Genomic DNA, 12,852 nt, shown 5'->3' with positions numbered 1-12,852 from the left:
TCAGCACCGCGTCAGCGGCATCGCCTCGATCACCGTCTCGGACAGGCCCCGCCGCTCCAACGAGCGGCCGAGCGCCGGGTTGAGCCCGGCCCCGCCGGTGAACACGGCGCAGGCGGGCGGCGCGTCGAGCGCCTGCGCGGGCATCTCTCCGAGAAGCTGGATCACCCGGCGGGCGATGGCCGGTGCCGGGTCGATCCAGGTGACCGGCCAGGGGGCGAGGCGCTCGAAGCGGGGCAGCAGCAGCGGGTAGTGGGTGCAGGAGAGGCAGACCACATCGGTGCGCGCTCCGTCCATCCGCTCCACGAAACAGGGCGCGATCTCGGCCAAGATCGCCGCGTCCGAGACCGGCTCGCCGGCCATCTCGGCCTCGGCATAGCCCGCGAGGTTCTTGGAGCCCACCAGCGTCACGGCGCAATCGCCCGCAAAGTTCGCCACGAGATCGTGGGTATAGGCCCGCGCCACGGTGCCGGGGGTGGCGAGCAGGGAGATGAGGTGGGTCCGCGTCAGCGCGGCGGCCGGCTTGATCGGTGGGACCACGCCGACGATGGGCGTGACGAAGCGCTGGCGCAGGGCCGGCAGCACCAGGGTCGAGGCGGTGTTGCAGGCGATCACCACGAGATCGGGGGCGTGGCGCAGGAGCAGCCGCTCCATCACCGCGATCACCCGCGCCACGAGCCGTTCCTCGGTCAGGGCGCCGTAGGGGAAGGCCGCGTCGTCGGCGGCGTAGACATAGGCCGCGTCCGGCCGGGCGCGGCGCACCTGCTCCAGGACGGTGAGACCGCCAAGGCCGGAATCGAAGATGAGGATGACCGGCTGAGAATTCCGGGCCGGCAATGCCGCTGAAAGGGTCGCCCCTGCCATCAGATCGATCCGCATGACCGCCGCCCGGGCTCGCGCATCCGTGGAAACCGTGGGGCGGCGAGTGTCCGTCGGCGACGGTTAAGGACATCTCACTGCGGCTGCAAAAAGGCTGCGGCTCGGGCGATTGCGGCCAGAGGTGCGACAAGGGGTGCGACGAACAGCTTGGCGGGCCTCCATGTTGTCATACGGCGTTCGGCATCTATTTCCGGCGCGCAACGGAGGAAGAGATTCCAACAATGGCAGCCGGCGCAGCACGTCTCACCCACCCTGAGAGCGGCGCGGCCTTCCCGCCGCCCCCGCTCGACGCCCATCCGATCGATCGCGACGCCTGGATCGCCGCCTTCCGCACCGTGCGCGAGGAGACCGAGCGCCGCGCCGCCCCGCTCTCTCCGGAGGATCAGCAGATCCAGTCGATGGAGGATGCGAGCCCGACCAAGTGGCACCGGGCGCACACGACGTGGTTCTTCGAGCAGTTCCTTCTCGGCGACCATCAGCCGGGCTACCGCCTCTTCGACGAGCGCCTGCACTACTTGTTCAATTCCTACTACGTGCAGGCCGGTCCCCGGCAGCCGCGCTTCATGCGCGGCCTGATCACGCGGCCGACGGCGCAGGAGACCGCCGCCTACCGCGCCCATGTCGATCGCGCGGTGTCGGTCTGGCTGCGCGAGGCCGCCGACGAGGCCCTGGCGCGGGCGCTGCCGATCCTGGAGATCGGCCTCTACCACGAGCAGCAGCACCAAGAGCTGATGCTCACCGACATCTTGCATGCCTTCGCGCAGAACCCGCTTGATCCGGTCTACGACGCGCGCTGGAGCTTGCCTGCGGCGCAGGCATCCGCCGGCCGGTCCGCCCTGAAAAGAGGCATCACCCAGATCGGCTACGACGGTCATGGCTTCGCCTTCGACAACGAGAGTCCGCGCCACGACGTCCTGCTGCTGGAGGCCCGCATCGATCGCGGTCTCGTGACCAACCGCGACTGGCTCGCCTTCATGGAGGACGGCGGCTACGCGCGGCCCGAACTCTGGCTCAACGACGGCTGGGTGGCACTTCAGCGCGACGGCTGGGAGGCGCCGGGCTACTGGCGGCGCGGGGCGGACGGCTGGTCGATGATGTCGCTCGCCGGCCGCAAGCCCGTCGATCCGGCGGCCCCCGTCGCCCATGTCAGCTACTACGAGGCCGATGCCTATGCCCGCTGGGCCGGGCGCGACCTGCCGACGGAGGCCGAGTGGGAGGTCGCCGCGCGCGACGGCCTGATCGACGACGCCTTCGGCCTCGTCTGGCAATGGACCCGCAGCGCCTACGGCCCCTATCCGGGATACCGGCCGGTGCCCGGTGCGCTGGGCGAGTACAACGGCAAGTTCATGTCGAACCAGTACGTGCTGCGCGGCTCCTCGGTCGCGACCGCGCAGGGGCATGGGCGGGTCGGCTACCGCAACTTCTTCTACCCCCATCAGCGTTGGCAGTTCACGGGCCTGCGGCTCGCCGATGCCGGGAGCTGAACGCACCCGTTCGCCCTCAACCCTCCCGCGGTCCCGGAGTAAGCCTTTGACGATCGATCCCCGCCTGACGGCATCGAGCCCCGCCGCTCCCATCTCCGAGAACGGCCTGTTCCAGGCCGATGTCTGGGACGGGCTCGGCGCGAGCCCGAAGGCGCTGCCGGCCAAGTACTTCTACGACGCCGCCGGCTCCATCCTTTTCGAGCAGATCACCGTCCTGCCGGAATACTACCCGACCCGGACGGAGCTCGGCATCCTCGACGAGCGCGGCTCCGACATCGCCGCCCTGGTGCCGGAGGGCGCGGCTCTCGTCGAGTTCGGCAGCGGCTCGACCGCCAAGTTGCGATGCCTGCTGCGGCACCTGCCGGGGCTCTCGGCCTATCTTCCCGTCGATGTCTCGGGCGACTTCCTGCGCGAGCAGGCCGAGGCCTTGCGTGGTGACTTCCCCGAACTCACCGTCGAGCCGGTGGTCGCCGACTTCACCCGAGCCTTCGAACTGCCGGAGGGCTTCGGCGGCCGGGCGCTCGCCGGCTTCTTCCCGGGCTCGACCATCGGCAATTTCGAACCCGGCGAAGCGGCTCGCCTGCTCGACGTGTTCGGCCGAATCCTGGGAGCGGGCGCGACGCTCGTGCTCGGCGTCGATCTCGTGAAGGATCGGGCGGTGCTGGAAGCGGCCTACGACGACGCGGCCGGGGTCACGGCAGCGTTCAACCTCAACCTGATCACCCGCATCAATCGCGAACTCGATGGTGAGATCGACCCGGACAGCTTTGCGCACCGGGCCTTCTTCAACGAGGCCGCCTCGCGCATCGAGATGCATCTCGTCAGCCGCCGGGCACAGACCATCCGTGTGGCCGGGCGCAGCTTCGTCTTCGCGGAGGGCGAATCGATCCACACCGAGAACAGCTACAAGTACACGCTCGACAGCTTCCGGGCGCTCGCCGCCCGCGCCGGCTGGGCCTCGCTCGAAGCCTGGACCGACCGGGACGGATTGTTCTCGGTCCACGCCCTGCGGCGGGAGGGCTGAGCTGCGCCGCTGATGGCGTGATGGTGCAGCTTGCTGCGGTGACGCCGGGGCGCCCTGCTTGGCACCGCGGCAATCCTCGCCCCACTCGCCGCGGAGAGCCGCAGGGAGATCGGACTGCGCTGACGCCCCGCGCCTACAGCCGGCAGGCGCCGGACAACGCCTCGTTCTCGGCGCTCGTGAACAGGCGCGAACGGATGTGAAAGCGCTTCTCGCGGCCGTTCTCCAGGGAGAACATGCCGCCGCGGCCGGGCACCACGTCGAGCATGATGTGGGTGTGCTTCCAGACCTCGAACTGCGAGCGCGAGATGAAGAAATCCGCGCCGCCGACCTGTCCCAGATGTACGTCGCCGTCGCCGGTGATGAAGTCGCCCACGGGGTAGCACATCGGCGAGGATCCGTCGCAGCAGCCCCCCGACTGGTGGAACATCACCGGGCCGTACGCAGCCTTCAGCTCCTCGATCAGCTCGAGCGCGGCCGGCGTCGCGGTCACCCGCAGGGGTGTGCCGGCATTGTCCGCCTGCTCAGCGGTCACGGGCTCGATCCGCTCGGCGGCGGGGGTCGCGGACTCGCTCATGGTTTCCTCTCCTGATTGGTCTTGTGTGGCTATCTGAGGCTGAGGCAGCGGATATCCATGCGGCTTGAAGCGCGACCGAGGATAGCAGACGAAGCCCGGCCCGAACCGTCTGAGACGGCTTGGCCCTTCGGCCACCCCCCGGTGGCGTGAGAGGGAGCGGCCCGACTTTTGCGACCCCAGGCGAAACGTCCGTGTGGCGAAAAAAAATCCGCCGAGGTTCGCGATGTCTCAGCCCGCCCCCGATCTCGCCGCGCCTGCGGTGAAGACGACCTGCCCCTATTGCGGCGTCGGCTGCGGCGTGCTGGCGACGCCGGACGGGCAGGGCGGCGTCGCGATTGCCGGCGATCCCGAACATCCGGCCAATTTCGGCCGCCTCTGCTCCAAGGGCTCGGCACTCGGCGAGACGGTCGATCTCGGCGACCGGCTGCTCGCCCCGACCGTCGATGGCCAGACCGTGACATGGGAGGGCGCGCTCGGCACCGTGGCCGGCGGCCTGCGGCGGATCGCCGAGCAGCATGGGCCGGACGCGATCGCCTTCTACCTCTCCGGCCAGATCCTGACGGAGGATTATTACGTCGCCAACAAGCTGGCCAAGGGCTTCCTCGGCACGCCGCATGTCGACACCAATTCGCGGCTGTGCATGTCCTCGGCGGTCGCCGCCCACCGCCGCGCCTTCGGCTCCGACACGGTGCCGGGCTGCTACGAGGATCTCGACGAGGCCGACCTGATCGTGCTCGTCGGCTCCAACGCCGCCTGGTGCCACCCGATCCTGTTCCGCCGCATGGTCGATGCACGGGCCAAGCGCGGCACCAAGATCGTCACCGTCGATCCCCGCCGCACGCAGACCGGCGAGGAGGCCGACCTCCATCTCGGCCTCCAGCCCGGCAGCGACACCGCGCTGTTCTCCGGCCTGCTCGCCTATCTCGCCGGTCAGGCGAAGCTCGACGGGCGCTTCATCGAGGAACACACCGCAGGCTTCGAAGGCGCCCTGGAGCGCGCCCGGCAGATCGCGCCCGATCTCGCCGCCACCGCCCGCGCCACGGGGCTGGCCGAGGCCGACGTGCAGGCCTTCTTCGAGCTGTTCGCCCGGACGAAGCGGGTCGTCACCGCCTTCAGCCAGGGCGCGAACCAGTCGGCCCAGGGCACCGACAAGGGCAACGCCATCATCAACTGCCATCTCGCCACCGGGCGGATCGGCCAGCCCGGCATGGGCCCGCTCTCGCTCACCGGCCAGCCCAATGCCATGGGCGGGCGCGAGGTCGGCGGCTTGGCCAACATGCTGGCCGCCCACATGCACTTCGCCCCCGAGGAGGTGGACCGGGTGCGCCGCTTCTGGCGGGCGCCCAACATCATCACCGGCGAGGGGATGAAGGCGGTCACCCTGTTCGAAGCGATCGAGCGCGGGAAGATCAAGGCGCTGTGGGTGATCGGCACCAATCCGCTGGTCTCGATGCCGCGGGCCGACCGCATCCGCGAGGCGATCAAGGAGCTCGACCTCTATGTCGTCTCGGAAGCGGTCGCGACCAGCGACAGCGCCCGCGCGACGGGTCAGAAGACCGTGCTGCTGCCCGCGCTCGCCTGGGGCGAGAAGGACGGCACGGTGACGAATTCCGAGCGGCGCATTTCGCGCCAGCGCGCCTTCCTGAAGGCGCCGGGGCAGGCGCGGGCCGATTGGGCGATCCTCTGCGACGTCGCCCGCCGCCTCGGCCATGGCGAGGCTTTCGGCTACAATTCCGCCGCCGAGATCTTCCGCGAGCACGCCGCGCTCTCGGCCTTCGAGAACGACGGCACCCGCGACTTCGACCTCGGCGGCCTCGCCGAGATGAGCGAGCGCGCCTACGACGCCCACCTGCCGATACAATGGCCGGTGCCGAAGCGCGGGCCGGATGCGAAGAGGGGCCGCGCCCGGCTCTTCGCCGACGGGCGCTTCTACACCTTCGATCAACGCGCGCGCTTCGTCGCCGTGCAGCCGCCCGCGCTGGCACAGCCCGTGACCGCCGAGCGCCCGCTCGTGCTCAACACCGGCCGCATCCGCGACCACTGGCACACCATGACCCGCACGGGCAAAAGCCAGCGCCTCTCGGCCCACCGCGCCGTGCCCTTCGTCGAGATCCATCCCGACGACGCGGCCCGCTACCGCCTGAGCGACGGGGGATTTGCCCGCGTCGCGACCGATCTCGGCAGCGCGATCCTCGAAGTCACGGTGACGGACGCCGTTCTGCCGGGCTCGATCTTCGCGCCGATGCACTGGAGCGACATGACCGCCTCGGACGGGCGCGCGGCGGCGCTGGCCCGCGGCATCCCCGATCCGGTCTCGGGCCAGCCCGAGTTGAAGGCGACACCGGCTTCCGTCGAGGCGGTCGCCTACCGCTCCCGCGGCTACCTGCTGACGCGGGACGCCCAGGCCGCCCCCGCCGGCTGGTGGTGGGCACGGGCGACCGTCTCCGGCGGCTCGGGCCTTGTCTTCGCGACCCAGGAGGGCTCGCGGGAGATGGCTTTGTCCGTGCGCGGGATGTTCCCCGGCCACGAACTGGCCGAGTACGTCGATCACGCCCGCGGGCTCTATCGCTGCGCCGTCACGCGTGACGACCGCCTCGTGGCCGCGCTCGCCGTGGCGCCGGGCGACCGGCGGCCGGATTGGGAACTCGCCAAGCAAGTGTTTGCCGCCCCCGACGTCGAGGTGATCGACCGGCGTACCCTGCTCTCGGGCCGTGCGGCGACGGCCTCGGCCGGGCCGGTGGTCTGTGCCTGCCATGGCGTCGGGCTCGACGTCATCACCGCGGCCATTGCCGCCGGGGCCGGCTCGGTCGAGGCGGTGGGCGCGGCCTGCAAGGCAGGAACGAATTGCGGCTCGTGCATCCCTGAGATCCGCAAGCTGCTGTCGCCGGCGCTTGCGCGCAGCGCCGCATAGGGGCAGTTTTCAGGTTCTCCGTCCCGCTCTCGCCCTCATCCTGACGTGCTGCAAAGCAACCTCTTCGGATGAGCGAGGCCGACCGGAACCTCGAGTCGAGTCGTACACAAAGACCATGAGCACGCCCCGCCAACCCCGCGAAACCCGCGCCGGCCTCGAGCCGCTGGCGGTGCTGCCCGTGTTCGTGCCGCTCCAGGACAAGCGGGCGGTGCTGGCCGGCTCCAACGGCGGCGCCCCCTGGAAGGTGAAGCTGCTCGCCGCCGCCGGCGCCCGGGTCGATGTCTATGCCGAGGAGCCGAGCGAGGAACTGCGCGGCGTGCCGGCCGAGATCGCCGCCGGCTCGGTGACGCTGCACGAGCGCCGCTGGACCCCGGAAGACCTGCAGGGCGCGGCCTTCGCCATCGGCGCCATGGAGGACGAGGACGATTGCGTCGCCTTCGTCGCAGCGGCGCGCGCGGCCGGTGCCATCGTCAACGCGGTCGATCGGCCGCATCTGTGCGACGTGAAGTTCGGCGCCATCGTCAACCGCTCGCCGCTCGTCGTCGGCATCTCGACCGAGGGCGCCGCCCCCGTCTTCGGGCAGACGGTGCGGGCGCGCATCGAGGCGATGCTGCCGCGCGGCTTCAAGCACTGGGTCGCGGCCGCCCGCGACTGGCGCGAGGCGGTCTCGGCCCGCTTCCACGGCTTCTCCGAGCGGCGCGGCTTCTGGGAGCGCTTCACCGACCGTGCCTTCGCCGAGCCCGACCGCACACCGACCGAGGCCGACCTCGCCGACCTGATGGGTCAGGCCGAGGCGCTGCCCCTCGGCGGCGCTGTGACGCTGGTGGGGGCCGGGCCGGGCGATGCCGAACTCCTCACCCTCAAGGCACTTCGGGCCCTGCGCAACGCCGACGTGATCCTCTACGACGACCTCGTCGCCCCCGAGATCCTCGATTATGCCCGCCGCGAGGCCCGGACCATGCTGGTCGGCAAGACCGGCCACGGCCCCTCCTGCCGCCAGGACGACATCAACGCGCTGATGGTCTCGCTGGCGAAGTCCGGCAAGCAGGTGGTGCGCCTGAAATCCGGCGACCCGCTGGTCTTCGGCCGGGCCGGCGAGGAGATCGAGGCGTGCGAGGCCGCGGGCATTCCCTGCACCATCGTCCCCGGCGTCAGCGCGGCGCAGGGTGCGGCGGCGGCGCTCGGCGTCTCCCTGACCCATCGCGACGCGGCCCGGCGCCTGCAATTCGTCACCGGCCACGACCGGCGCGGCGCGCTGCCGGAGGATCTGAACTGGAGCGCGCTCGCCGACCGCAGCGTCACCACCGTGGTCTACATGCCCAAGCGCACGCTGCGCGTCCTGCTGGAGCGAGCGGTCGCCGAAGGGCTGGCGCCCGAGACGCCGGCCCTCGTCGTGTTCAACGCGACCCGGGCCACGCAGGCGACGGTGGCGGGCACCGCCGCCGACCTCGCCGAGCGGGTCGAGGCCTCGGGGCTCGAAGGCCCGGCACTCCTGATGGTCGGGGAAGCCCTGCGCCGGCACAACGCCCGCAGCGCGGACCGGGACGTCGAGATCCGGGCCGAAGCCTCCTGAACCTGCTGCAAAGGCTCGTGCGACCGCAGGGCTTGCGGCGTCGCGCGGGCTTGCGGCACGCCCCGGCTCTGTGATGTGAGGGGCGTTGCCCGACACGCTCGGACCGCCGCGTCCCCTTTCGGCGAGGCCATGTGTCGGGCCACATTTCCACGCGGCCGCCTCGCCCGTCGGGCCGCCTCCACAGACTCCGCCTTCGAGGGCCCCCATGCGTCCGTCCCGCAGCGTTCTCCTGCCGCTTGCCGCCTTCGTGGCCGGCCTCGTGGCGATCTCCATCGCGCTGGTGATGACGCTGGTGCCGCAGCATCCGCAGAGCGGCCCGAGCGGCATCGGTGGTCCCTTCACCCTGGTGAACCAGGACGGTGCGACGGTCAGCGAGCGCGATTTTGCCGGCAAGCCCTACCTGATGTTCTTCGGCTTCACCCATTGCCCCGATGTCTGCCCGACCACGCTCCAGCAGATCAGCGACGTGCTGGCGGCGCTCGGCCCCAAGGCGGATGCGCTGAAGGTCGCCTTCGTCAGCGTCGATCCCGAGCGCGACACGCCCGCTTCGCTCAAGACCTACCTGTCGAGCTTCGATCCGCGCATCGTCGGCCTCACCGGCAGCCCGGAGCAGGTGGCAGCGACCGTGAAGACCTTCCGCGCTTACGCCAAGAAGGTGCCGGGTTCGAGCGGCGACTACACGATGGAGCACACCGCGCTCGTCTACCTGATGGACGCCCGCAACGGCTTCGTCGGTGCGGTCAACCTCAACCGGCCGGCAGCGGAGACGGCGGCGGAGTTGGCGAAGCGGATTTGATGACAGCCGAGGGGCGCCGCGCGAGCGCTCCCGTGCGGGAGGTGCGGGCCAGCCCGTGTTCGGTCTTGTTCCAGCGGTGCGGGTGCCGCGCCAGCTCGAACACGGCGAGCCACGCCGCGAGACTGCCGAGAAGGTAGTAGGCCGGCAGCAGCAGCACGAGCGGCACGAGGTCGAACCACCCGCGCCGGAGGCAGCCGACGAGGCCGGGCAGGCACATCGCCGCGAGCCCGCCGAGGAACACCGTCGTGGAGGCCGCCCGCCTGACGATGGCGAGGCTGTCGCCGCCCTCGTCCGGCATGATCAGGTCGGCGAAGCCGCCGAGCAGCATGACGGGATAGAACAGGGCCGAGACCACCGTGCCGGGCAGGAGCGCCAGCACGCACAGGCTCTCCGCGGCGCCGAGGCGGCGATAGAGGTCGAGCGGGCGCCGCCCGTGGGTGAAGCTCGTCTGCAGGAAGCCCTTCATCCAACGGGTGCGCTGGCGCAGCCACTTGCGCGGATGGGCGAGCGCCTCCTCGAAGGTCGCGCTCGGCAGGTCGCCGACATGGTAGCCCGCGAGCGCCATGCGCAGGCCGAGATCGGCATCCTCGGTGACGTTCCAGGCATCCCATCCGTGGAGCTTGCGCAGGACGCAGGTGCGGAAATGCGTCGAGGTGCCGCCGAGCGGCGTCGGCATCCGCCATGCGGCCAGGGCTGGGCCGAGCACGTCGAACAGAGCCGCGTACTCGATGGCGAACAGGCGCGGCAGCCAGCCATCGCCGTGATTGTCGATCACGAGACGGCCCTGGAGGCAGGCGGTCGAGGCCGGCGCACGGGCGAACAGCGTCGCGGCGAGGCGAAGCTGCTCGGCCGAGATCACATCCTCCGCGTCGTAGACCACGAGGTGCTCGCCGCGCGCGAGCGGCAGGGCCACGTTCAGTGCCCGCGGCTTGGTGCGCGGCATCCCCTCCGGCACGGTGACGATCTCGAAGCGAGCCGGGAGCGGTGTCACGCGTAACGCTGCGGCAGTTTCGTCGTCGTCGGCCTCAAGCAGGAACTTGATGTCGAGCTTGGCCGCCGGATAGTCGAGCCGGCGCAAGGCTCTCAGAAGACGCGGCACCACCGGCGCCTCTCGGTAGAGGGCCACGAGAACCGTGTAGGTCGGGAGCGCATCGTCCGTCAGCAGAACCGGTCTCGGCTCGGATGCATCGGCGCGTACGATCTCGGCGGCCCCGATCGCCGCCGCGGCGAGGCGGAAGGTCAGCAGAGACAGCATCAAACCCTGCACCAGCAGCAGCAGGAGAAAGCCCGTCGCCGTCGGGAGGCGGGCGAGCAGGACGACGAGGGCGAGCACGCCGCCGGCCAAGGCAAGGTCGATCGCCAGCGGGCCGGGCCGGCAGGACCATTCGGGACGAAGACGCCCCAGGGTCTCGGACGCGTCCTCGGCAATGGCGGCCCCGTACCGGGCGAACAGGGCCTGCCTCAGGGCCGTCGGGGTCGTGATGGCCGGAGGCGCCGCCCGCCGGTCCGCCGCCGCGATCAGTCGCGCCACCGCGGCTCCGCGCGGTGCCGCGACGAGGGTTTCACCCCCCTCGCAGACCGCGAGCGGCGCGGCGCCGGAGATGAGACAGCGCGCGTGCGGAACGCCCTCGCCGATCGCGAGAGGCCCGACGAGAAATGTCGCCCCGAGCCGGCGGGCGAGCGCGCGGTAGAACGCCTCCTCGGAGAGAAGCCCCTCGTTGAGGAGGGCTGTGGCGGCATCGGTGCCGCAGCGACGGGCGATGATGGCGGCCCGGCTCAGCGTCTCGAGGGATACGCCCTCGGTAGCGAGGAAGCCGATTTCCGGCGGGAGCGGAGCGGCGCGGCTGCTCCGACGGCGGTCGAGGTCGGACAGGGCAACGGCTTCCCGCGGGCCCGCGCCGTGCTAGGGAGGGGCATGGGCCAGGACCTCTCCATGGACGTGTATTGCTCCACTCCGACAACCGAAGGGTCAATCCGCCACCACAGGGTGCGGCGGATACTGGCGGCAACCCTTATCGTTTTATTAACCAATGTTGCACAGGCACAACAGCCGTCCGACCCAGCGGCCCCAACGGTCAGCATTCCGAATTTCTGGAATCCCCGGGCCCGCGGCGAGCGGGTCGAGGCGCCTCAGACCGGGCGGGCGGTTCGGTTCATGACCGACGACGAGTTTCCGCCGCTCCATTTCGCAGGCCCCGACGGTGCGCCGACCGGCTTTGCCGTGGAACTCGCCCGCGCGGTCTGCGAGCGTCTGACGGTGATGTGCACGGTGCAGGCGCGCCGCTTCGACACCCTGCTCGATGCGCTGGCCGACAAGCAGGGCGACGTTGTGGCCGCCGCCGTGCCCCTGACACCGGGCCTGCGCGCGCGGTTCCTGGCGACACGGCCCTATTTCCGCTGGCCGGCCCGCTTCATCGCCCGCAAGGACCGCAGCCTGCCCGCCCCCTCGGTGACCGCACTCGCCGGGCGCAGCGTCGGGATCGTCGAGAGCAGCGCCCACGAGGCCTATCTGAAGGCCTTCTTCTCCAAAGCCGCGCGAAAGACATTCACCGATCTCTCGGCGGCCCAGAGCGCGCTCAAGCGCGGCGAGGTCGAGTACCTGTTCGCCGACGGCTTGAGCCTCGCGCTCTGGCTGAACGGCCAGGAGGCGGAGGGCTGCTGCACCTATTCCGGCGGCGATTATCTCGAGAATCGCTATTTCGGCGAAGGTATCGGCTTCGTCACCCGCACCGAGGACGCGGCTTTGGCCCGTGCCCTCGACGACGCATTGCAGCGGGTATGGGACGACGGAAAATACGCCGAGCTGTATCTGCGATTTTTCCCGATCAGTCCGTTCTGACGCGGTCCGGATCGTGGCACCTGTCGCGAAGCGGTGCCGTTCTCTAGTTTGAGATACGAATCGAACTCGAACGCAGGACCGAAGGGAGCGCGTGAATGCCGAAGCCGTACAGCCCCCCCCCCGCGAAGGGGCGGCGGCATATCGGGAACGCACACCGTCTCCACCAGGGCAGCGAGTTGACCTCGGAGCGCAGACAGCAGCTCGCGCTCAACCGGTTCACCTATAGCGGCGGCTTCGACGGCTTCGAGGGCCGGATGATCCTGAGCCGCATGGAAGCGGACGGCTCGGACCGCAAGAAATAACCGTCCGCGCGCCAGCGCTCGCGTTAAACGCGGCTGAGTTTCACGCTTGCCTTCTCTCCCGCCCGTCCAAGCGAGCCCAGATGGGTGTCTTTGAAGCCGCCGACGTATTTCAGCCCGTACCCCACGGCGCGGTCGAGCCCGATATGCGCCAGCCAGACGAGAGCCAGCCCGGCCGCCATCGGACTTCCGAGGACCAGTGAGGCTGCCAGCAGCAGGAGCGGGACCGCGGTCGTGTGAGCCGCGTTGTAGCTCGCCGCGCCGATTCGGGCACCGGCCAGATACCCGATCATGCTGAGGTCGGGGACAAGGATCAGGGCTGCCCACAGCCACCAGGATTGGCCCATCCAGGCATACACGGCGAGGGCACAGACGAACAGCGCCGCTCCCTCGATCCTGAGGAGCAGGCGCGGCACGCCCCGCACATCACCCGACATCGGAAGATCCTCGCAGGAGGCAACGCTTCCACACGGTAG

At 70.3% G+C, this 12,852-nt stretch carries 11 protein-coding genes; 7 read left to right on the top strand and 4 right to left on the bottom strand.

Annotation, left to right across the window (positions count from 1 at the left end; genetic code table 11):
• Positions 1-876: a glutamate racemase gene (gene murI / locus E4V01_RS06675; protein WP_135297810.1), complete on the bottom strand. Its 876-nt coding sequence runs from the start codon at positions 874-876 to the stop codon at positions 1-3.
• A 221-nt stretch (positions 877-1,097) separates the two neighbouring features.
• On the opposite strand from murI, the gene egtB reads away from it, so the two are divergent.
• Together egtB and egtD are read left to right on the top strand one after the other, a co-directional pair.
• Complete coding sequence (gene egtB / locus E4V01_RS06670) at positions 1,098-2,360, top strand: ergothioneine biosynthesis protein EgtB (protein WP_135297809.1); 1,263 nt, start codon at positions 1,098-1,100, stop codon at positions 2,358-2,360.
• Between the two features lie 46 nt (positions 2,361-2,406).
• The gene (gene egtD, locus E4V01_RS06665; RefSeq protein WP_135297808.1) at positions 2,407-3,384 is read left to right on the top strand and encodes an L-histidine N(alpha)-methyltransferase; all 978 of its coding nucleotides are present in this window, start codon (positions 2,407-2,409) and stop codon (positions 3,382-3,384) included.
• 133 nt (positions 3,385-3,517) lie between these two features.
• Here egtD and E4V01_RS06660 read toward each other — a convergent pair whose 3' ends face one another.
• Positions 3,518-3,958, bottom strand: coding sequence for a DUF779 domain-containing protein (locus E4V01_RS06660; protein WP_060770592.1), 441 nt, complete (start codon positions 3,956-3,958; stop codon positions 3,518-3,520).
• Between the two features lie 223 nt (positions 3,959-4,181).
• Between E4V01_RS06660 and E4V01_RS06655 the strand changes: the two genes are divergently transcribed.
• From E4V01_RS06655 to E4V01_RS06645, 3 genes are all read left to right on the top strand, one after another.
• The gene (locus tag E4V01_RS06655) at positions 4,182-6,869 is read left to right on the top strand and encodes a nitrate reductase (RefSeq protein ID WP_135297807.1); all 2,688 of its coding nucleotides are present in this window, start codon (positions 4,182-4,184) and stop codon (positions 6,867-6,869) included.
• Positions 6,870-6,984: 115 nt separating this feature from the next.
• Positions 6,985-8,442, top strand: a complete 1,458-nt coding sequence (cysG, locus tag E4V01_RS06650) for a siroheme synthase CysG (RefSeq protein ID WP_135297806.1) — start codon at positions 6,985-6,987, stop codon at positions 8,440-8,442.
• 205 nt (positions 8,443-8,647) lie between these two features.
• On the top strand, positions 8,648-9,238 hold the full coding sequence (locus tag E4V01_RS06645; RefSeq protein ID WP_060770595.1) for an SCO family protein: 591 nt from the start codon (positions 8,648-8,650) through the stop codon (positions 9,236-9,238).
• On the opposite strand, the gene E4V01_RS06640 is transcribed toward E4V01_RS06645, so the two are convergent.
• Entirely contained in the window at positions 9,189-11,057 is a 1,869-nt protein-coding gene (locus tag E4V01_RS06640) for a glycosyltransferase family 2 protein (protein ID WP_135297805.1), read from the bottom strand. The two genes, E4V01_RS06645 and E4V01_RS06640, sit on opposite strands and share 50 nt — an antisense overlap.
• Positions 11,058-11,153: 96 nt before the next feature.
• Here E4V01_RS06640 and E4V01_RS06635 point away from each other — a divergent pair, with 96 nt between their 5' ends.
• Positions 11,154-12,077 carry a transporter substrate-binding domain-containing protein gene (locus E4V01_RS06635; RefSeq protein ID WP_135297911.1) on the top strand — a complete coding sequence of 308 codons (924 nt, stop codon included), beginning with the start codon at positions 11,154-11,156 and terminating at the stop codon, positions 12,075-12,077.
• 95 nt (positions 12,078-12,172) lie between these two features.
• Positions 12,173-12,379 (top strand): hypothetical protein, encoded by a 207-nt coding sequence (locus E4V01_RS06630; protein ID WP_135297804.1) that lies wholly within the window; start codon positions 12,173-12,175, stop codon positions 12,377-12,379.
• A 23-nt stretch (positions 12,380-12,402) separates the two neighbouring features.
• On the opposite strand, the gene E4V01_RS06625 is transcribed toward E4V01_RS06630, so the two are convergent.
• Positions 12,403-12,813, bottom strand: a complete 411-nt coding sequence (locus tag E4V01_RS06625) for a DUF4260 domain-containing protein (protein ID WP_135297803.1) — start codon at positions 12,811-12,813, stop codon at positions 12,403-12,405.
• Positions 12,814-12,852: the final 39 nt, after the last annotated feature.

This window comes from Methylorubrum sp. Q1, assembly GCF_004683995.1.
Lineage (GTDB): Bacteria > Pseudomonadota > Alphaproteobacteria > Rhizobiales > Beijerinckiaceae > Methylobacterium.
Note: the sequence above shows the minus strand (reverse complement) of the source record. Positions and strands in the feature narration are given on the sequence as shown.